The sequence below is a fragment of the Bacteroides sp. ET489 genome, from assembly GCF_030518095.1.
Classification (GTDB): domain Bacteria; phylum Bacteroidota; class Bacteroidia; order Bacteroidales; family Bacteroidaceae; genus Bacteroides; species Bacteroides ndongoniae.
This window is the reverse complement of sequence record NZ_JAULLJ010000032.1, coordinates 1-21,921: the sequence shown is the minus strand read 5'-3', so window position 1 is coordinate 21,921 and position 21,921 is coordinate 1. Positions and strand designations below refer to the sequence as shown.

General features: G+C 48.1%; 13 protein-coding genes. 7 read left to right on the top strand and 6 right to left on the bottom strand.

The window, feature by feature from the left end:
* Nucleotides 1–20: 20 nt before the first annotated feature.
* The 5 genes from dnaG to lysS form a co-directional block, all read right to left on the bottom strand.
* Nucleotides 21–2,162, bottom strand: coding sequence for a DNA primase (gene dnaG, locus Q3C19_RS14605; protein ID WP_302730246.1), 2,142 nt, complete (start codon nucleotides 2,160–2,162; stop codon nucleotides 21–23).
* Nucleotides 2,163–2,217: 55 nt separating this feature from the next.
* Complete coding sequence (locus tag Q3C19_RS14600; protein WP_302730244.1) at nucleotides 2,218–2,949, bottom strand: HAD-IA family hydrolase; 732 nt, start codon at nucleotides 2,947–2,949, stop codon at nucleotides 2,218–2,220.
* A gap of 151 nt (nucleotides 2,950–3,100) precedes the next feature.
* Complete coding sequence (locus tag Q3C19_RS14595; RefSeq protein WP_071148749.1) at nucleotides 3,101–4,438, bottom strand: glucose-6-phosphate isomerase; 1,338 nt, start codon at nucleotides 4,436–4,438, stop codon at nucleotides 3,101–3,103.
* An 80-nt stretch (nucleotides 4,439–4,518) separates the two neighbouring features.
* Nucleotides 4,519–5,514 (bottom strand): NAD(P)H-dependent glycerol-3-phosphate dehydrogenase, encoded by a 996-nt coding sequence (locus tag Q3C19_RS14590; RefSeq protein ID WP_022163241.1) that lies wholly within the window; start codon nucleotides 5,512–5,514, stop codon nucleotides 4,519–4,521.
* 2 nt (nucleotides 5,515–5,516) lie between these two features.
* Entirely contained in the window at nucleotides 5,517–7,247 is a 1,731-nt protein-coding gene (lysS, locus tag Q3C19_RS14585) for a lysine--tRNA ligase (RefSeq protein WP_071149354.1), read from the bottom strand.
* 200 nt (nucleotides 7,248–7,447) lie between these two features.
* Between lysS and Q3C19_RS14580 the strand changes: the two genes are divergently transcribed.
* Both Q3C19_RS14580 and Q3C19_RS14575 read left to right on the top strand, forming a co-directional pair.
* Entirely contained in the window at nucleotides 7,448–8,824 is a 1,377-nt protein-coding gene (locus Q3C19_RS14580) for an MATE family efflux transporter (RefSeq protein WP_071148750.1), read from the top strand.
* Between the two features lie 80 nt (nucleotides 8,825–8,904).
* Nucleotides 8,905–9,528 carry an AAA family ATPase gene (locus Q3C19_RS14575; RefSeq protein WP_302730241.1) on the top strand — a complete coding sequence of 208 codons (624 nt, stop codon included), beginning with the start codon at nucleotides 8,905–8,907 and terminating at the stop codon, nucleotides 9,526–9,528.
* A 461-nt stretch (nucleotides 9,529–9,989) separates the two neighbouring features.
* Here the strand turns inward: Q3C19_RS14575 and Q3C19_RS14570 are convergent, their stop codons facing one another.
* Nucleotides 9,990–11,654, bottom strand: coding sequence for a putative transporter (locus Q3C19_RS14570; protein ID WP_071148752.1), 1,665 nt, complete (start codon nucleotides 11,652–11,654; stop codon nucleotides 9,990–9,992).
* A 350-nt stretch (nucleotides 11,655–12,004) separates the two neighbouring features.
* Here Q3C19_RS14570 and mutA point away from each other — a divergent pair, with 350 nt between their 5' ends.
* The 5 genes from mutA to Q3C19_RS14550 all read left to right on the top strand — a co-directional run bounded on the left by mutA (nucleotide 12,005) and on the right by Q3C19_RS14550 (nucleotide 21,719).
* A complete protein-coding gene (gene mutA / locus Q3C19_RS14565) occupies nucleotides 12,005–13,870 on the top strand; it encodes a methylmalonyl-CoA mutase small subunit (protein ID WP_022163235.1) in 1,866 nt (621 codons plus the stop codon).
* A gap of 79 nt (nucleotides 13,871–13,949) precedes the next feature.
* The gene (scpA, locus tag Q3C19_RS14560; protein ID WP_302730238.1) at nucleotides 13,950–16,097 is read left to right on the top strand and encodes a methylmalonyl-CoA mutase; all 2,148 of its coding nucleotides are present in this window, start codon (nucleotides 13,950–13,952) and stop codon (nucleotides 16,095–16,097) included.
* 114 nt (nucleotides 16,098–16,211) lie between these two features.
* Nucleotides 16,212–19,712 carry a two-component regulator propeller domain-containing protein gene (locus tag Q3C19_RS14555; protein ID WP_368045242.1) on the top strand — a complete coding sequence of 1,167 codons (3,501 nt, stop codon included), beginning with the start codon at nucleotides 16,212–16,214 and terminating at the stop codon, nucleotides 19,710–19,712.
* 7 nt (nucleotides 19,713–19,719) lie between these two features.
* Complete coding sequence (locus Q3C19_RS18455; RefSeq protein WP_368045241.1) at nucleotides 19,720–20,259, top strand: helix-turn-helix domain-containing protein; 540 nt, start codon at nucleotides 19,720–19,722, stop codon at nucleotides 20,257–20,259.
* Between the two features lie 188 nt (nucleotides 20,260–20,447).
* Nucleotides 20,448–21,719 (top strand): DUF4995 domain-containing protein, encoded by a 1,272-nt coding sequence (locus Q3C19_RS14550; protein ID WP_288180063.1) that lies wholly within the window; start codon nucleotides 20,448–20,450, stop codon nucleotides 21,717–21,719.
* Nucleotides 21,720–21,921: the final 202 nt, after the last annotated feature.

The following is a 21,921-nucleotide window of genomic DNA, read 5'->3' as shown; positions in this document are numbered from 1 at the left end:
CGCGAATCGGTTCGTTCGTTTTAGAAACTCAGCACCACCCGGTCGCCCAATCGTTTAGCCATGATGCTCTGTACTTCGCGCAGTTCGCTGTAGCGCTGCATGATGGAGTTGCACTTTTCGTTGTCGTTGGCCACGGCGGGGTCTTGCAGGGCAAACATCATGTGCTTCAGTTCCTCGCTGACGATGGCGTACTTGAAGTTGATCATCAACGTGGGCACCAGTTCGTAAAGGCGTTCTTCGTCGGTGACAATTTTCTGGTTCTTCGAGTGGTACTTGCTCAGCTGGTATCGGCTGCTGACCAACTCGACAGTCAGTTTGCTGATGGCCGGGTCGGGATGGTTCAGGAAATAGCGTTCGGCAATGAAACCTTCGTCGTGCAGATGGGCGGCGGCTTCTGTCATAATCTGCCGGTGCAGTGGGTTGTGGAAGGCGAGTTCGTCTTCTTTCAGGTCGTTTATTACGTATTCGATGACGCTGACCGGAACTTCTTCGCCAGCTTCGTCGGTGGTGTTGCACATGACGCGTTCGCCGTAGCGTACAACCATTTGCAGAATCAACCGTTCGTATTTGTAGAACTCCCGTCCTTCCTTGCCTTCCTGTGGGATGAACGACTCGTATGCATCCGCCGGTAGGGCGGCTTCGGGCGGGAAGTCGGTTGGGGGATAGGGAGCAGGAGCCGTTTCCTGCGTAGGGCTGTCGGCGGCAGGTGCGGGAATGTCATCCGTCGGTGCGTTGGCAGCAGTTTGTGGCATGTCGCTGTTGGGCACGGTTGCGCTGTTGCCTGCGGGTGTGTTGGCTCTGGCAGCGGCGGCCCGGCGTTCGCGCTCGATGCGTTCGGCTTGCTGTTCGGCCTGTTTCTCGCGGCGTTTGGCCACTTCGTTCACCAGCAGGCGGTCTTCTACATGCAGCAGCTGGGCGCACTCCTTGATGTATACGTCGCGCACGATGGCTTCGGGTATTACCGAAATGCTTTGTACCAGATTGCTGATCAGTTCGGCCCGTTTGATGGGGTCGCGTCCGGCGTCCTTCAGCAGCAGATTAGTTTTGAAGCGGATAAAGTCCGTTTCGTGTTCGTTGATGAATGCTTGAAACTCGGTAGCGTTGTGCTTACGGGCGAAAGAGTCGGGGTCGTCGCCGTCGGGCAGGAGGCACACTTTGATGTTCATTCCTTCTTCGAGCAACATGTCGATGCCTCGTATGGATGCTTTGATACCGGCCGCATCGCCGTCGTAGAGCACGGTCATGTTGTTGGTGAAGCGGTGTATCATCTTGATTTGCTGTGTGGTCAGCGCCGTACCCGACGAGGCTACCACATTCTCCACACCGCTCTGGTGCATGGAGATAACGTCGGTATAACCTTCCACCAGGAAGCAGCGGTCCTGCTTCACGATGGCCTGCTTGGCGAAGTAGATGCCATAGAGTTCGTTGCTCTTGTGATAGATTTCGCTTTCGGGCGAGTTGACGTACTTCACTTTGACGCCCTTGGTGGCAGCGGCCAGCACACGTCCGCCGAAGGCTACCACTTTGCCCGACAGCGTATGGACGGGGAAGATGACGCGTCCCCAGAAACGGTCGCGCAGGCGGTGGTCGTCCGTCTCGTAGCAGAGGCCGGTCTTCACCAGAAACTCTTTCTTATATCCTTTCTTGAGGGCTTCTTGGGCAAAGGCATCGTGGCTGTCGGTACAGTAGCCCAGCTGGAACTTCTCGATGATGTCGTCGCGGAAGCCGCGGCTGTGGAAGTAGGCCATGCCGATGCTGCGTCCGTCCACGTGGTTGTGGAGGATGTTTTGGAAATAGTCGCGTGCAAACTGGTTGACGACAAAAAGACTTTCGCGTTCGCTTTGCGCCTGTTTTTCTTCGTTGGACAGTTCGCGTTCCTTGATTTCGATGCCGTACTTCCGGGCCAGGTAACGCAATGCCTCGGGATAGGTCAGCTGTTCGTGCTCCATGATGAAGTGAACGGCGTTTCCACCCTTGCCGCAGGCAAAGCATTTGCAAAGCCCTTTCGAGGGAGATACGTAGAAAGAAGGTGTCTTATCGTCGTGGAAAGGACACAGGCCGACATAGTTCACTCCGCGTTTGCGCAGGGTGACGAAGTCGGACACGACATCGGTGATCTGTGCCGCGTCCATAATCCGGTCGATGGTTGCCTGGTCTATCATGATGGTAAGTCAGCTGTTTCCTTTAAACGTGGTGCAAAGATAGCCTTTTTTCGCTTTACTTCTTCAATGCGTCGAGCAGTTCTTGCCAGTTGTCGCAAAGTGCCTGCATGGAGGGGAACAGCAGGTTGGCACCTGCGTCGAGCAGTACCTGACCGTCGAGCGGACCGGTATTGACAGCTATGGTGAAGATACCTGCGGCCACACCTGCCTGTACACCGATGGGAGCATTCTCGACGACGATGGCTTCGTGGGCCTGTACGCCGGCTTTCTCCAGTCCCATGAGGTAGGGCTCCGGATTGGGTTTGCCGTATTTCACGTCGAAAGCTGTGACCATGTGGCTACGGTCGAACATACCGGGGAAGTTGTGCGTCAGGCGGTCCAGCAGCGAGTGTTGTCCGGAACCTGTCACCAAAACGGGGGTAATACCTGCCGCCTTGACCTTCTGCAGTGTTTCCCAAGCGCCCGGCATCCGTTCGGGTTCGGGGTGCGAGTTGAATTCCTTGCTCTTTTCGGCATAGATGCCTTCTATCAGTTCGGGGCTGGCGTCCTTGCCAAACTGGCGCTGATAGACGATGTTGATGGTCGAGGCACCGGTACGCCCTTCGTGCAGATAGGCTTCTTCGCGACTGAGGTGCAATCCGTGGCGTTCCATCACTTTGTGCCACGCGTCGGCATGGTAGGGCATGGAGTTGAACAGTACACCGTCCATGTCGAACAGGGCGGCTTTCAGTTGCAGGTGGGGATAGCCGTGTTTCTGTAGATAGTCGGATATGGATTTTTCGAACATAATAAGTTTTTGAGTTATACGGAATGAGGAGTTGGTAAACAACAGACAGCGCAGACAAAGGCAGGAGGGGAAATGATGTCTGTTCCGCTTTGCAGGGAACGGTGTTTTCCATCTCGCTGCGCTTGCCTGCGCTGTTATCAGTATCTGTCTTTTACAGTCTTGCTCGGATAGCCTTCGACTCTTCTTCGTAACCAGGCTTGTTCAGCAGAGCAAACATGTTCTTCTTGTAAGCTTCTACACCCGGTTGGTTGAACGGATTTACACCCAGCAGGATGCCGCTGATACCGCATGCCTTTTCAAAGAAGTACATCAGTCCGCCGATGCTTTCTTCGTCGAGAGCCGGAAGTACGACGCGCATGTTGGGTACACCGCCGTCTACGTGTGCCAGCTGTGTGCCAAGTTCGGCCATCTTGTTGACTTCATCTACGTGTTTGCCGGCAAGGAAGTTCAGACCATCCAGATTGGCTTCATCAGTCGGAACAGTCAGTTGGTGCTGAGTCTTTTCGACAGAGATAACGGTTTCGTAGATGGTACGTTCGCCTTCCTGAATCCATTGTCCCATAGAGTGCAGGTCGGTTGAGAAGTCAACGGCTGCGGGGAATATACCCTTTCCGTCTTTACCTTCTGATTCACCGTACAGCTGCTTCCACCATTCGTTGAAGTAGTGAAGTTTGGGGTTGAAGTTGACGAGTATCTCGATTTTCTTACCGTTCTTGTACAGTTCGTTGCGGGTAGCAGCGTACAAGGCGGCAGGGTTCTCAGCAAACGGAACATTAAGGCCGCAAGCCTTTTCCATAGCAGCTGCTCCGGCTACCAGTTTTTCGATGTCGAATCCGGCAACGGCGATAGGCAGCAGACCTACCGGTGTCAGTACCGAGAAACGTCCTCCTACATTGTCGGGGATGATGAATGATTTGTAACCTTCGCGGTCGGCAGTGACGCGGGCAGCACCTTTCTTGGCATCGGTGATGGCTACAATTACTTTCTTGGCCATTTCTTTACCGAGCTGGTCCTCGCATTGCTTCTTCAGCAGGCGGAAAGCAAGAGCCGTTTCGGTAGTAGTACCCGACTTGGAGATGTTGATAACACCGAATTTCTTTCCTTTCAGGTATTCGGTCAGTTCGTATAGATAATCTTCACCGATGTTGTGTCCGGCAAAAAGAATAACGGGGCCGTTCTTCTTTTCCTGCAACCAGGCGAAGCTGTTTGACATGGCCTCGATGACAGCACGTGCACCAAGGTAGCTTCCGCCAATACCGGCTACTACCACTACTTCGCAATTGTCGCGCAAAACTTGTGCGGTAGCTTTCAGGTCGGCCAAGTGTTCCGGCGTGATGGAAGAAGGCAGATGCAGCCAGCCAAGGAAGTCGTTACCCTTGCAGGTACCGTTTTCCAATGCTTCTTGTGCAGCCTTTACTTGGGCTTCGTAAGCGGAAATGCTTTCTTTGGAAACAAATCCAAAAGTTTTTTCAATGTTCAAACTAATCATAATATTCTAATTTTTAAGTTCGTAGGTTCTTTATTAGCCTTTACAGGCGTTGTGCATGGTCTGTCTGTCGGGTATGCATATTACCGGAAAGAGTCTGTCAGCAGCTTGATTTCGATAGTTGGCGAAATGCGTTCGTACAGGATATTGTAGACGGCATCGAGGATAGGCATATTGACGTGATAGTGCCTGTTGATTTCCTTGATACACTTGGTGCCGTAATATCCTTCGGCTATCATTTCCATTTCTATCTGGGCGCTTTTGACGGAATATCCTTTACCAATCATGGTACCGAACGTACGGTTACGGCTGAAGTTGGAGTAGCCGGTGACGAGCAAGTCGCCCAAATAGGCGGAGTCGTACACGTTTCTGTTCAGGGGATATACCGTTTGCAGGAAGCGGTTCATCTCTTGTACGGCATTCGACATAAGCACGGCCTGGAAGTTGTCGCCATATTTAAGTCCGCTGCATATACCGGCGGCAATGGCGTACACATTCTTCAGCACCGAACTGTATTCGATGCCGGCCACATCGTTGCTGACGGAGGTCTTGATGAAACTGTTGGCCAGTTGCCGGGCAATGACGCAGGCTTTGGCTGTGTCGGGACAGGCTATGGTCAGGTACGAAAGACGTTCCAAAGCCACTTCTTCGGCATGGCAAGGCCCTGCCAGTACGGCAATGTTCTCGGCGGGCACGTTATACTCCTTGGTGAAGTATTCGGACACGATGAGGTTGTCGTCGGGGACAATACCTTTGATGGCGGTAATGATGAACTTGTCTTTGATTTTGGTCTTCAGTTTCTTCAGATGCGACTTCAGGTAGGGTGAAGGAGTCACGAAGATAAGGGTATCCGACTCTTTCACTACTTCATTAATATTGGAACTGAAGTTGATACGTTTGATATCAAACTTGACGCCAGTCAGGTAGGCAGGATTATGGCCGAGTCGTTTGAAATCGGCAATGCGGTCGTCGCGCCGCATGTACCAATTGATTGACTCGGCTTGGGCTAACACCATCTTGGCGATGGCGGTAGCCCAACTTCCTCCGCCCATAATGGCTATCTTTCCGGGTAGTTTCATTATTAATTCTTAATTCTGCCAATCCATTCCGTTACGTCGTTGACGGTCGGGTTGTTCAGCTCAAGTTTATATTTCTTGTTGATGCCACAGATGTCCATATGTAACTTTTGCGGGTTGACGTTGGCCATGTCGGCAATCTGGTTATAGCCGGCTTTCTGGATAACGGGTACCCATTCTTCGGGAATGCCGAGTTCGATGTACTTGGCTGGTGCATCCTTCGGAGTAACCTTTTCGGGACGCATCTGCGGGAAGAACAATACTTCCTGTATGAAGGCTTTTCCTGTCATCAACATAGTCAGACGGTCGATACCGATACCGATACCCGACGTAGGAGGCATACCATACTGCAGGGCTTTCAGGAAGTCCTGATCGATGAACATGGCTTCGTCGTCTCCCTTCTCGCTCAGGCGGAGCTGGTCTTTGAAACGCTCTTCCTGATCTATCGGGTCGTTCAGCTCGCTGTATGCGTTGGCCAGTTCCTTTCCGTTTACCATCAGTTCGAAGCGTTCGGTCAGGCCGGGTTTGCTGCGGTGCATCTTGGTGAGCGGGCTCATTTCGACAGGATAGTCGGTGATGAAAGTAGGCTGTATGAAGGTGCCTTCGCAGAATTCGCCGAAGATTTCGTCAATCAGTTTGCCCTTGCCCATGGTATCGTCGATCTCCATCTTCAGCTCACGGCAGATCTGACGGATTTCGTCTTCACTCTTGCCTTCGAGGTCATATCCAGTCTTTTCCTTGATGGCTTCGAGGATAGGCAGACGGCGGTAAGGAGCTTTGAAGCTGATGGTCTTACCGTCAATCTGTGTTTCGGTGCAACCGTTTACAGCAATACAGATGCGCTCCAGTAACTTCTCGGTGAAGCTCATCATCCAGTTATAGTCTTTATATTGTACGTACAGCTCCATGCAGGTGAATTCGGGGTTATGGTTTTTGTCCATACCTTCGTTGCGGAAGTTCTTACCGATTTCGTACACACCTTCGAAACCGCCTACGATGAGGCGTTTCAGATAGAGTTCTGTTGCAATACGCAGATACAGGTCGATATCGAGCGAGTTGTGGTGGGTGATGAACGGACGGGCACTTGCTCCTCCGGGGATAGACTGCAGAATGGGGGTCTCGACTTCGGTATAGCCGGCTTCATCGAGCACGGCACGCATGGTCGATATAACTTTTGAGCGCTTCAGGAATGTTTCCTTCACACCGTCGTTCACGATGAGGTCGACATAGCGTTGGCGATAACGCAATTCGGGGTCTTCGAACGAGTCGTAGGCTACTCCATCTTTATATTTTACGATAGGCAGCGGCTTGAGGCTTTTGGCCAGTACAGTCAGCTTTTTGGCATGTACGCTGATTTCGCCCATTTGGGTACGGAATACGAAGCCTTCGATGCCGATAAAGTCGCCCAAGTCGAGCAAACGTTTGAACACGGTGTTGTACATGTCCTTGTTTTCATCGGGGCAGATGTCATCGCGGGTGATGTATACCTGGATACGTCCTTTGGAATCCTGTAGTTCGATGAAGGATGCTTTTCCCATGACGCGACGGCTCATCATACGTCCGGCAATGCTTACCTGACGCGGTTCGTCATCGTCTTTGAATTCAGCTTTTATGTCGGTCGAGAAAGCGTTGGTTACATACTCTGCTGCGGGATAGGGCTCGATGCCCATCGCGCGAAGTTCATTCATGCTGTTGCGGCGAATGATTTCCTGTTCACTTAGTTCTAAAACGTTCATATCGTTAAATTTCACTCTATTTGGGTACAAAAGTACGAAACATTTTTTTAATAATACTATTTTTTGTCTCGAAATGACGCCAAAGGGACGCCTTATCTATGCTCTTTGTTTTTTTATTCTCTATTTTTAACCTTTTGTTTACACTTCTACCCGATGAAAAAGAAGTAACTTTGCGCCCGGATTGAATAAATGAGAAAGATATGACAGGACAACAAAAGACACCCACGGCGTTGGGTACTGAAAACATTGGTAAACTTTTGATGCAGTATGCCGTTCCGGCTATCATCGCAATGACTGCTTCTTCACTGTACAACATGGTAGATAGTATCTTTATCGGACACGGAGTTGGGCCGATGGCCATTTCCGGTCTGGCTCTTACCTTCCCGTTGATGAACCTGGCTGCGGCTTTCGGGTCGCTGGTGGGTGTGGGAGCGTCTACACTGATATCGGTCAAGCTCGGACAGAGAGACTATCAGACGGCGCAGCGGGTGCTGGGCAATGTGCTGGTGCTGAATATTCTGCTGGGTGTAGGATTTACGTTGGTGGTGATGCCGTTTCTGGACCCGATACTTTACTTCTTTGGCGGCAGTGACGAGACGGTGCCTTATGCTCGCGATTATATGGAGATTATTTTGCTGGGCAATGCCGTGACGCATTTGTATCTCGGACTGAATTCGGTGCTGCGTTCGGCCGGCCATCCGCAGAAGGCCATGTATGCTACCATAGCTACGGTGGTGATTAATACGATTCTCGACCCGTTGTTCATTTACGGTTTGGACATGGGCATCCGTGGAGCGGCTGTGGCTACTATTCTGGCTCAGATCATTGCCCTTATGTGGCAGTTCAGGCTGTTCAGCAATCGTGACGAACTGCTTCATTTCCATCGGGGGATTTTCCGGTTGAAACGTAAGATTGTGTTCGATTCACTGGCCATCGGTATGTCGCCGTTTCTGATGAATGTGGCTGCTTGCTTTATCGTTATCCTTATCAACCAGGGACTGAAACGGTATGGGGGCGACCTGGCTATCGGTGCTTTCGGCATTGTGAACCGTTTGGTATATATTGTGGTGATGATTGTGATGGGACTGAATCAGGGCATGCAGCCGATAGCCGGATATAACTACGGTGCCCGACTTTATCCGCGTGTGACAAAGGTGCTGAAGCTGACTATTGTTTACGCCACGGCAGTTACGACGTTCGGCTTTGTGGTGGGCATGGCGGTACCCCGGTTGGTGGTAAGCATTTTTACGTCCGATGCTGAACTGATCGATCTGTCGGCTCGCGGATTGCGCATCATTGTGATGTTCTTCCCCATAATTGGTTTTCAGATGGTGACTGCCAACTTTTTCCAAAGTATCGGGATGGCGGGGAAGGCCATTTTCCTGTCTTTGTCGCGTCAGTTGCTGATTTTGCTTCCCTGCCTGCTGATTTTGCCCCGCTTCTGGGGGGCCGACGGAGTGTGGTTCAGTATGCCGGTTTCTGATTTTCTGGCCAGTCTGGTGGCGGCCTTCATGTTGATTTGGCAATTCCGCAAGTTCAAGTCGGCTGCAGCTGCGTCAGATGCAACAATGGGGTGAGCAACCTTTTTCTTACTTTTTGATGGTGTTTTCCTTCAGAATATATATATTTGCTAGTGCAATAAAACTGAAAATAGATTATGGATAAATTTGTAGTCAATATAGGGCGTCAGTTGGGTAGCGGCGGACGCGAAATCGGCGAGAAACTGTCCCGGCGTTTAGGTATCGATTTTTATGACAAAGAGCTTATCAACCTGGCTTCGGAGGAGAGTGGCCTGTGCCGTGAGTTTTTCGAAAAGGCTGATGAGAAAGCTTCGCAAGGCATGGTGGGAGGCATATTCGGGATGCGTTTCCCGTTCTTTAGCGATGGTGTGCTTCCGTCGATGAACTGTTTAAGCAACGATGCCCTGTTCAAGGTGCAGAGCGGCGTCATCAGGAAGCTGGCTGCGGAGAAATCGTGCCTTTTCGTGGGACGCTGTGCCGACTACATCCTGCGCGACAATCCGCGTTGTGTTAACGTGTTTGTATCGGCTTCGCGCGAGGACCGCATCGCGCGTCTGTGCCGTTTGCATGGCATTTCTGAAAACGAAGCCGAGGAAATGATGAACCGTGCCGATAAGAAGCGTTCGGAGTATTATAATTATTATAGTTATAAGACGTGGGGAATGGCTTCGACTTATCATCTGTGCATCGACTCTTCCGTACTTGGCATCGAGAAGACGGTGGACTTTATCGAAGAGTTTGTCCGCCTGAAACTGAAGTGATGCCGAAAGCGCTGGCGTGCGCTGTGCGAAGGTTTCGTATAATAACTGTAAGTAAGTCTTTTTCTTACGCTCACAGACTCTTCGGGTGAATTCGCAATCTGCTGATTCTGAGGGTTCTGTGTCCTCTGCTCGATGCTATACGACTTAGAGTGCCTCAGTATACGACTTAGACCCCCTAAGTATACGACTGAGGGTATCTCGGTATACGACTGTGATACCCTCAGTCTTTTACTTTCTTTGGGTGTAAAAGATTATGAATGCTCCGGATGATACGGAGCGTAAAAAGAGGGTGTCAAACTCAAAAATGGCTGGTATATTATAGATTTTAGGCACGGACTACACAGAAAAACACAGGGAAAGGAATAAGAATAATCCGTGAAATTCAGTGTAATCCGTGCCTAAAGAAATTTATTCCCTTATGGAGCACGCCTTCTGACGTTGGCGAATATTGTCTTTTGCCGTTACATCATGGCCAGCAATATCATCTGTCCGGCCAGAATACGCAGAAACATAGTCAGCGGGTAGACGGTAGAATAACCTACTGATGGTGCATCGTTACCCGAAATCTGGTTAGCGTAGGCCAGTGCAGGTGGGTCGGTAGTACTTCCGGCAATAAGACCCATCAGCGTAAAGTAATTGACCTTGCAATATAGTCGAGCAATGATTCCGATAATCAGTAGCGGGATGACGGTAATCAGGAAGCCATATCCTACGTAGTACAGTCCGTTTCCGTCGACCACTGTTTGCACGAAGTGTTCACCAGCCTCAATACCCACGCTGGCAAGGAACAGTACGATACCTATTTCGCGCAACATCAGGTTGGCACTCATTGTAGTATAGGTGACAAGTTTCAGCTTATGTCCAAACCGTCCGATAAGGATGGCTACTACAAGCGGACCGCCAGCCAAACCCAGCTTGACCGGAGTAGGCATGCCGGGGAATGCGATGGGGAGACTTCCCAGCAGGATTCCAAGGAAGATGCCGACGAAGATGGTGATGATGTTGGGTGTGTCGAGGCGTTTCAGCTGATTGCCAAGCACGCCGGCCACACGTTCTACGGCATCCTGCTGACCTACCACCATGACGCGGTCGCCCACCTGTAGAATCAGATTCGGGTCGGCAAACAGGTCCATACCCGAACGGTTGACACGTGTCACGTTCACGCCGTACATGCTGCGGAAGTGCATGCTTCCCAGCTTTTTACCATTGATTTCTGATTTGGTCACAAGGATACGTCGCGAAACCATAGGCATGTCCTGCTTTTCCCAGTCTACCTGGATTTCGCGTCCGATGAATGCAGTGACGGCAGCAGCGTCTTCTTCCGAACATACGATGAAGAGCTGGTCGCCGATGTGGAATTCTGTATCTTGGCTAGGGATGCTGACGTGTCCTTCGTGGCGAATGCGCGAGCAGACAAACGGACGGCCCAGGAAGTCTTTTACCTGCAACAGCTTTTTACCGTCGATCGATTCGTTACGAACCTCCAGGTGAAGCATGTGGGGCTGGTGTTTCATGTCCGATTCCTGACTCTGAAGCTCTTTTTCTTCCTTCGAAAGGTTGATGCGGAAGATATACCGTATGGCGATGATCGAAGCAATAATGCCGACAACACCGAGCGGGTAAGCACAAGCATAACCCAATGCGATGGGATCGCCCGTGTAATGCAGCTGGTTCAAAGCTTCCTGGGCAGCACCCAAACCGGGAGTGTTGGTCACGGCACCATATAGAATACCGATCATCATGGGCAGTTCCACTTGCCCGTTGGCTATGAAATAGATGGAAAGTGCTACTACAATGTTGAGCACGACAATACCCACAGCTAGCATGTTCAGTGTCATTCCCCCTTTCTTGAACGAAGAGAAGAAAGACGGTCCTACCTGCAGACCGATACAAAATACAAACAGAATCAGGCCGAATTCGCGGATGAAGTGCAGGATGTGCGTTTCACCTGTGAAACCGAAGTGTCCCATCAGGATGCCGGTGAAGAGGACAAACGTCACTCCCAACGATACACCGAAAACCTTAATCTTACCCAACAGCACACCCACCGAAATAACGAATGCATACAAGCAGACGATATGGGCGACTGATGTGGAATCCCATAACAAACTTTCTAACCAATCCATACTCCTTAATTAATGTGCTTTTTGAAATTTCGCGCAAAAATACTTAATCAAAAGGAGTTAACAAAAGTTTTTCTTACTTTTTATTTTGCTGTGTCGCGCGAGTGTAGAAAAAGAACTTCTTTTTCCTATTATCGGCTATTGTCGTGATATCTTCTTATTTTACCAGCTGGATGGATTCATGTCAGCTGTTCGGGGAATGTAGCTCTGTCTGGCAGAAAAACTATATCATAAAGTAAGTATTGCGTGCGAAAATTCCCTAAAAACTCTTTTTCTTTGAAGTAATTCAGTATATTTGCAAGTCTATTCACGACATTATGAATTGTATTCATCTTTAATTTTTTAAATAAACTATGGCAGACAGTAAAGAAAAACTCTTCTCGGACTTTTCTCCCGTCAGCACTGAACAGTGGATGGAGAAAGTGACAGCCGACCTGAAAGGTGCGGATTTTGAGAAGAAACTCGTTTGGAGAACAAACGAAGGATTCAAAGTGAAACCTTTCTACCGTAAGGAAGATCTTGAAGGACTGAAGACTACTGACGCTCTTCCGGGTGAGTTCCCTTATCTGAGAGGTAACAAAAAAGACAACAACGAGTGGCTGGTTCGTCAGGAAATCAAGGTGGATGATGTAAAGGAAGCCAATGCCAAGGCACTGGACATCCTGAACAAAGGTATCGACTCCTTGTCTTTCCATGTAAAGGCCAAGGAACTGAACGCCGCATACGTGGAGGCGTTACTCGAAGGCATATGTGCCGATTGTGTAGAATTGAACTTCTCCACTTGTCAGGGACACGTTGTAGAACTGGCCAATCTGCTGGTGGAATACTTCCAGAAGAAAGGATATGATCTGGCTAAGTTGCAGGGTTCTATTAACTTCGATTACCTGAACAAAATGTTGTCCAAGGGTAAGGAGAAAGGCAGCCTGGTAGATACAGCCAAGGCTTTGATTGCCGCTACTGCTGCTTTGCCTCAATATCGCGTAATCAATGTAAACGCACTGACCCTGAACAATGCCGGAGCCTATATCTATCAGGAACTGGGTTACGCACTGGCTTGGGGTAACGAATATATGAATCTGCTGACCGAAGCCGGAGTACCTGCTGAAACCGTAGCCAAGAAGATTAAGTTTAACTTCGGTATCAGCTCTAACTACTTCCTGGAAATAGCCAAGTTCCGTGCCGGACGTATGTTGTGGGCCGACATCGTAGATTCTTATCTGGCCGAAGGCGACTGCAAATGTGCCGCTAAGATGAAGGTACATGCCGAAACATCTTCATTCAATCTGACAGTATTCGACTCTTATGTAAACCTGCTCCGTACACAGACCGAGGCCATGAGTGCTGCTTTGGCAGGCGTTGACTCAATGACAGTAGTACCCTTCGATAAGGCTTACGAGACTCCGAACGACTTCTCTGAGCGTCTGGCCCGTAACCAGCAACTGTTGCTGAAGGAAGAATCTCATTTCGATAAAGTAATCGACCCGGCTGCCGGTTCTTATTACATCGAGAATCTGACCGTTTCTATCGCTAAGCAGGCATGGGATCTGTTCCTCGCCGTTGAGGAAGAAGGCGGTTTCTATGCTGCTGTAAAAGCCGGTAAGGTACAGGAAGCAGTCAATGCAAGCAACAAGGCACGCCATGAAGCTGTAGCCAAACGTAAAGAAATCCTGCTGGGTACTAACCAGTATCCTAACTTTACAGAGTTGGCCGGTGATAAACGTCCTTTGGAAGCCGTTTGCTGCTGTGGCGGACAAGATACTTGCGAGAAAGATGTTCCTTCATTGAACTTTGACCGTGCAGCAAGCGAGTTCGAAGCTTTGCGTCTGCAGACTGAAACTTCCGGCAAACGTCCGAAAGCCTTCATGCTGACTATCGGAAATCTGGCTATGCGTCAGGCACGTGCACAGTTCTCTTGCAACTTCTTGGCTTGTGCCGGATACGAAGTAGTAGATAATTTAGGCTTTGCTACGGTTGAGGAAGGAGTAGAAGCTGCTTTGGCTGCCAAGGCTGATATCGTAGTACTTTGCTCAAGCGATGATGAATATGCTGAATACGCTGTTCCTGCCTTCAAGGCTTTGGACGGTCGTGCCATGTTTATCGTAGCGGGTGCACCTGCTTGTATGGACGAGTTGAAAGCTGCCGGTATCGAGAATTTCATCCATGTCCGTGTCAACGTATTGGAAACCCTGAAAGAATACAATGCTAAATTATTAAGTTAACAAGGGGACAAGGACACAAGCTGCAAGGAACAATTCCCTGGCAACTTGTCGGCTGAATCCTCGTCAACTACCAAAGAAGATGAGAAAAGATTTTAAAAATATAGATATATATGCCAATTTCAAGCCCGTTAACGGTGCTGAATGGCAGAAAGCCAACGGTATTCAGGCCGACTGGAAAACTCCGGAACACATCAATGTGAAGCCTGTTTATACCAAAGAGGACCTCGAAGGTATGGAACACCTTGATTTTGCTGCAGGTATTCCGCCATATTTGCGTGGTCCGTATTCTGTAATGTATACGCTGCGTCCCTGGACCATCCGTCAATATGCAGGTTTCTCTACAGCCGAAGAGTCAAATGCCTTCTATCGTCGCAACTTGGCTTCCGGTCAGAAAGGTCTGTCGGTAGCTTTCGACTTGGCTACACACCGTGGTTACGACCCTGATAACGAACGTGTAGTAGGCGATGTGGGTAAGGCTGGTGTATCTATCTGCTCGCTGGAGAACATGAAGGTTTTGTTCGACGGTATTCCTTTGAACAAGATGTCCGTATCAATGACGATGAACGGTGCCGTTCTGCCGGTTATGGCATTCTACATCAATGCCGGACTGGAGCAGGGAGCCAAGTTGGAGGAAATGGCTGGTACTATCCAGAACGATATCCTGAAAGAGTTCATGGTGCGTAATACCTATATCTATCCGCCTTCGTTTTCGATGAAGATTATCTCTGATATCTTCGAATATACATCACAGAAGATGCCTAAGTTCAACTCTATCTCCATTTCCGGTTACCACATGCAGGAAGCCGGTGCAACGGCAGACATCGAGTTGGCTTACACCTTGGCCGACGGTCTGGAATATCTTCGTGCAGGTGTAGGAGCCGGACTGGATATCGACGCTTTTGCTCCGCGTCTGTCATTCTTTTGGGCTATCGGAACCAACCACTTCATGGAGATCGCCAAGATGCGTGCTGCACGTATGCTTTGGGCAAAGATTGTGAAACAGTTCAATCCGAAGAATCCGAAATCACTGGCATTGCGTACACACTCGCAGACATCTGGTTGGTCACTGACCGAGCAGGATCCGTTCAACAACGTAGGCCGTACTTGTATCGAAGCCATGGCTGCTGCACTGGGACATACACAGTCATTGCATACCAATGCGCTTGATGAGGCTATCGCCTTGCCGACCGACTTCTCTGCACGTATTGCACGTAATACGCAGATCTATATCCAGGAAGAGACCAACATCTGCAAGAACGTTGACCCATGGGGCGGTTCTTACTATGTAGAGTCTTTGACTAATGAAATTGCTCACAAGGCTTGGGAACACATCCAAGAAATCGAAAAGCTGGGCGGTATGGCCAAGGCTATCGAAACCGGTATTCCTAAGATGCGTATCGAAGAAGCTGCCGCACGTACACAGGCACGTATTGATAGCGGTGCGCAGACCATTGTAGGTGTGAACAAGTACCGTCTGGAGAAGGAAGCTCCGATTGATATTCTTGAAATCGATAATACTGCCGTTCGTCAGGAGCAGCTGGAGAACCTGAAGCGTCTGAAAGAAGGACGTAACGAGGAAGAAGTTCAGAAGGCTCTGGACGCCATCACCAAGTGTGTGGAAACCAAGCAAGGCAACTTGCTGGAGTTGGCTGTAGAAGCAGCTCGTGTTCGTGCCACTTTGGGCGAAATCTCTTATGCTTGTGAAAAGGTAGTAGGACGTTATAAAGCAATAATCAGAACTATTTCAGGCGTGTATTCATCAGAAAGTAAAAATGATGCCGACTTCAAGCATGCTTGCGAGTTGTGCGAGAAGTTTGCTAAGAAAGAAGGTCGTCAGCCGCGTATTATGATTGCTAAGATGGGTCAGGACGGACACGACCGTGGTGCTAAGGTTGTAGCAACCGGTTATGCCGATTGCGGTTTCGACGTGGATATGGGACCGTTGTTCCAGACTCCGGCCGAGGCTGCCCGCGAAGCTGTTGAGAACGACGTTCACGTAGTGGGCGTATCTTCATTGGCTGCCGGACATAAGACTTTGATTCCGCAAATCATTGCCGAATTGAAGAAATTGGGTCGTGAGGATATTGTAGTGATTGCCGGTGGTGTAATCCCCGCACAAGACTATGACTTCCTGTACAAGGCTGGTGTAGCTGCTATCTTTGGCCCCGGTACTTCGGTTGCCAAGGCTGCTTGCCAGATTTTGGAGATCTTGATGGATGAAGAATAATCTTCTAAAAAGAGGATGAATAAAGGAAGGGATGGGAAGTAATTTTCCTATCCCTTTTTTGTTGGCTTTTAAAAAATATTGTACCTTAGCTCCGAAATGTCAAGAATGTATACTATGAAAAAAATAGTTTATGCCATTTGTTTGTTGGTTATGTTGATTGTGACAAAGGCACAGGCACAGTTCAATTCGGAGCTGAGTTTTGCCCGTATAGGTTTGGAGGAGGGTTTGTCGCAGAGTGCGGTACTAGACATTGTACAGGATAGTCAGGGGTGTTTGTGGCTCGCTACGCAGGATGGGTTGAATAAGTACAATGGTTATGATTTTACAGTATATCGTCACGATAGTCGGGATACGACTACACTTGCTAACGATTTTCTGTATGCACTGGACATAGATGTGCATGACCGATTGTGGATAGGTACCGAGTCTGGCCTTTCTTGCTATGATGCCAATCGGGATGCTTTCCGTAATTACAGTTTGAAAGACAGTTTGAACAAAAGACTTGCCGTTACTCATGTGGCTATTGTTGATTCATTGAGCCTGTTGTTTTTGGCTGGGAACCGATTGTATATGTTCGATGTTCATGAGGGCTTATCGAAACCTGCAGAACTTACTGGATTTGTCGATGTAGAGCAATGTTATTCGCTCACTCGTCGCGATTCTCTTATTTATATAGGTACAGATAAGGGCTTGTACATATATTCTGGTGGTAAAAAAGAAGTCAGAAAGTATTCATTCAAAGAATTAGAAAATTGTCGGATTTTGACCGCACTTATGCAGGCTCCTTCTTACTTGTGGGTGGCTACGGAAGGGCAAGGACTGTATCGTTTTGACCTAAGCGATGCCACAGTACGGCATTATACAGCCAGAGGAGAGCGCTGTATCGGATCAGACTATGTACGTTCGTTGGCTTTGGATCATTGGAACCGTTTGTGGGTAGGCACGTTTACTTCTTTGAATATTTACCGTCAGGAGGATGACACGTTCGAACAGTATGTGAACGATCCCTCCAATCCAGCTAGTTTGTCTCAAACATCGGTACGCAGTTTGTATTGTGATCGGCAGGGAGGCATGTGGATGGGAACTTATTTCGGCGGATTGAACTATTATCATGAACAGAAGAATCGGTTTCGTTATATTAGTCGGATGCCCGGTCGTAATTCGTTGAACAATAATGTGATTAGTTGTATCGTTGAGGATAAGAAACAGAATCTGTGGATAGGTACTAACGGCGGACTGAACCTATATGACAAGCAACAGGGGCAGTTTAGGGCTTTTACGACAGCGGATGGCCTTCCCTCGAATGACATCAAGGCTTTGCAGGTGGATGAAGAACGACAGGAGGTGTACATTGGCAGCCATGCCGGTGAATTCAGTATCCTGCATGTGCCAAGTGGGCGAATAGAGAACTTTATGCCGTCGGATAGGGTGACTGATGGTCGTAGTGTGTATACTCTTACTCCTAAGGGGAAAGACGAATTGTGGGTAAGTACGGTACGGACTATCAAATGTTTCGACAAACGGAGCCGGACCTTTACGGATTTTCCGATGATAGCCGATGGAAAGCCTATAGAACTATCCGAAATTCAATTGTTCTTTGAAGACAGCAAGCAGCGTATTTGGATTAGTGATAAAGAAAGTATTCATGTCTTTCGTATAGTGGGGAACACTTTGGAGCAGGTGTCTTTACTTCCTGCTGGGCATGAACTGGAGAGAAAAAAAATACAGTGTATACGTGAGCAGGCTAACCACGTATTCTGGCTGGGAACCCGTGACGGACTATACCGTTTCAATGAGAGCAAGGGAGAAGTGGTGTGTTATTCTACGGCCGATGGTCTGCCCAACAATGTGATATATGGTATTCTGGAAGACAGTTCTGGCAACCTGTGGCTTAGTACGAACGGAGGATTAAGTCGTTTCGTGCCTCGTATGGGAACATGTCGTAACTATACGGCAGCGGATGGTTTGCAAAGTAATCAGTTTACTCCTTATGCGTATTGTCTTACAGCAAACGGACAGATATATTTTGGCGGTGTCAATGGACTGACGGCGTTTTATCCTGACCAGCTAATTGATAATCCTTATACTCCCTCAGTGATTTTCACAGAATTGCGTCTATTTAATAAAACTGTGCATCCGGGTGACACGACTGGTATCTTGGAACGACATATCGGACGTACAAGGCGTATTACGCTCAAGGCGGAGCAGAGCATGTTTTCGCTGGATTTTGTAGTTCCCAACTATATAGCGGGTAATCACAACATCTTTGCTTACAAGTTGGAAGGGTATGATGCTGACTGGACTGTGACCCATACTATGCGTACGGTGTCTTATTCCCATTTGCCGCAAGGACACTATCGTTTTTTGGTGAAGGCTGCCAATAACGACGGTATTTGGAGTGATCATCCTACAGAACTCGAAATAGTGGTCTTGCCAGTTTGGTACAAGACCTGGTGGGCCAGTATACTGTTTTTTCTAGCGTTTGCAGGTAGCATCGCGTTTGTTGTTCGCTACTTTTGGACACGTAAAATCATGAAGGCACGGCTTGAAATGGAACGTATTGACAAAGAACGGTTAAAGGAGGTAAATGAAATGAAACTGCGCTTTTTTATCAATATATCTCACGAACTTCGCACTCCGTTGACGTTGATTATGGCGCCTTTGCAAGATTTGCTGGCTAAGGTACAAGACCGTTGGATGGGTAGACAGTTGGAGCACATCCGGCGCAATGCAGATCGTCTGCTGTATCTGGTCAATCAGTTGATGGACTACCGCCGTGCCGAGTTGGGTGTATTTCACTTAAAAGTAAGGCTTGTACCCATTCGACAGATAATGGAGAAGAATTTTCTTTTCTATGAACGTTTGGCGCAGCAAAAGCAGATTGTTTACCGTTTTGACTCAGATTTGGACGACCGGAAGATTCTTTGCGATCCGGAGTATTTGGAGTTGATAGAAAATAATCTACTTTCCAATGCTTTCAAGTACACTGGTAGGGGCAAAAGTGTAACTGTGACATTGAGGCAGGAAGGTGATGAGTTGATGTTACAGGTTAAGGATACGGGGATTGGTATTCCTCTTGGTAAACAAGACAGAATATTCGAACGTTTCTATCAGGCGGATAGTGAACATTTGGGTAGTGGTATTGGTCTCTCGTTGGTACAACGTCTGGTGGAGTTACATCACGGTGTCGTCAAGATGGAAAGTCAAGAAGGCGAGGGGAGTACGTTCACTGTTTTAGTGCCAGTGGTTGAATCTGCTTACACTTTGGAAGAAAAACAGTGTACTACAGAAGAGATAGAAGAAGTACACACAACCAATCGGCAGGAGATGTACATGGTGGACACAGAAGACGAACCGGTCGATGCTTCTTTGTCGGATGAGGACGGAACATCTACACAGGAAGACAAAATTCGGAAAGAAACTGTTTTGGTGGTGGAAGATCATGCAGATATTCGTTGTTATCTAGCTGAAAAATTGGGTACTATGTATCAGGTGGTGCAGGCGAGTAACGGAGAAGAAGCATTGAAGCGGCTAAAGGAACTGCCGGTAGACCTTGTCTTGACAGATGTAATGATGCCTGTCATGGACGGGTTTGCACCTGTGTCGCGCTATTAAGCAGAATATGAATACTTGTCACATTCCGGTTATCATCCTTTCGGCCAAGGCCGATGTTAAGGAACAGCTGGAAGGCTTACAGGTGGGAGCTGATGATTATATTCCAAAGCCTTTTGTGTTGAATATTGTGGTGACTAAGATACGAAATCTGTTTCGTACGCGTTATCGGGCCATCGAATACTATTCCAAGTCGATGGAGATAGAACCGGAGAAGATTGCCTTGAATCCGTTAGACGAAAAACTGTTGAAGCAAGCTATGGATATTATGGAGCGACACTTGGACGATGTAGATTTTACTACTGATGAATTTGCTCGTGAAATGTGTATGAGTAGATCTAGCTTGCATGCTAAGATGAAAGCCTTGACGGGAGAGTCGACCAACGATTTTATCCGTAAAGTACGTTTCAATCGGGCTTGTAAATTGTTGAAAGAGGGACGGTATACTGTGGCCGAGATCAGTGTAATGGTAGGATACAATACACCTTCTTATTTCACTACCAGTTTTAAAAAGTATTTTGGTTGTTTGCCCTCAGAATACGGAAAGTAGATTGATAAACAGTGTGCTTGTACAAAAATGAAAGGAGGCTGGACAAAACTGAAAGTATTTTCAACAGGACAAAAATAGAGAAAGCGTATTTTGAAAGCGTATGTATATGACACGCTTTATCTTTGCAACGTCGGACGATAGAAAGAGTTGTCCGGCGTTGTTTGTTAATAATATGAATTCTAAAGACCATGAACATGAAGAAAAAAGTTTTGTTTGCAGGAGCCGCTTTGTTTTTTGGATTGACAGCTTGTCGTTATCAGACTTCTACTACCGCTGGAACATGGATAGACAGTGTGGAAGAGGTAGCTGTTTATCAGTTATTATCTACTGCTAGCGAATTGGCCGATTCTACGAAGATGCCGCGTACTGCATGGGCGGGTTACGAGTTACCGTTTCTGGAAGAACAGTTGGAACACAAAGTGAACATTGATTCTATCCACCCTAATCCGGCAAAAGAGCTGTTAGGCAAAAGGAGGCTTTGTACTATCTCCGATTGGACCAGCGGTTTCTTTCCTGGTACATTGTGGTATGCTTACGAGTTGACAGGTAATGATTCTTTGAAGATGCAGGCTATTCGCTTCACCAATAAATTAAACAATGTGCGTTATATGAAAGGTACACACGATGTTGGTTTTATGGTCAATTGCAGTTATGGCAACGCGTTGCGTCTGGCACCGAACGATACTATCAAGCCATTGTTGGTGGAGACAGCAAATAATTTATGTAGTCGTTTTGATTCCATCATCGGATGTATTCGCTCTTGGGATTTTGGCACGTGGCATTTTCCTGTCATCATTGACAATATGATGAACTTGGAATTGCTTTTTAATGTAAGTAAACTGACAGGTGACCCGAAATATGCAGACATCGCCGTCCGCCATGCCCGTACAACCATGGCTAATCACTTCCGTCCCGACCATACCTGTTATCACGTAGTGAGTTACAATGCCGATGGTACCGTGGAACGTAAACAGACGTTTCAGGGTAAGAACGATGAGTCGGCTTGGTCGCGCGGACAGGGTTGGGCAGTCTATGGTTATACCTTATGTTATAAAGAAACGAAGGATACCGCTTTTTTGCAACAGGCTGTCCAAGTGGCCGATATGATTATACGACGTACCACAACCTCCGATGCCATTCCTTACTGGGATTTTGATGCGCCTGCTATGTCCAATACGCCGCGCGATGCCTCGGCTGCTGCTGTCATAGCTTCTGCTTTCCTCGATTTGAGTACCTTGGTTCCCGATAGTTCCAAATACTTCATTCATGCTGAAAAGATACTCAAAAGTCTGTCAGGCAAGGACTATCTGGCCGTTAAAGGAAATAATGCCGGTTTCATACTGAAGCATTCTACTGGCTCTCTACCTCATGGCTCCGAGATTGACGTGCCATTGAACTATGCCGATTATTATTATTTGGAGGCATTGCTCAAGTACCTGAGAATAAGGAATGACGAATGAGAAATTATAAGAAGTTTAAGGAATTTGTCATTCTGTTTCGTTTCGTTGGGAGGATTGTTAACCATTAATAGTATTCAGTTAACTCCCGATAATCCCTGAAAACAGTCTTAATCAGTATGAAACCTTTGAAAATTGCTTGGGTAGCCGGGCTGATGTTTCCAGCTTCCCTTTGGGCACAGCAGCGTCCCAATATTATCTACAT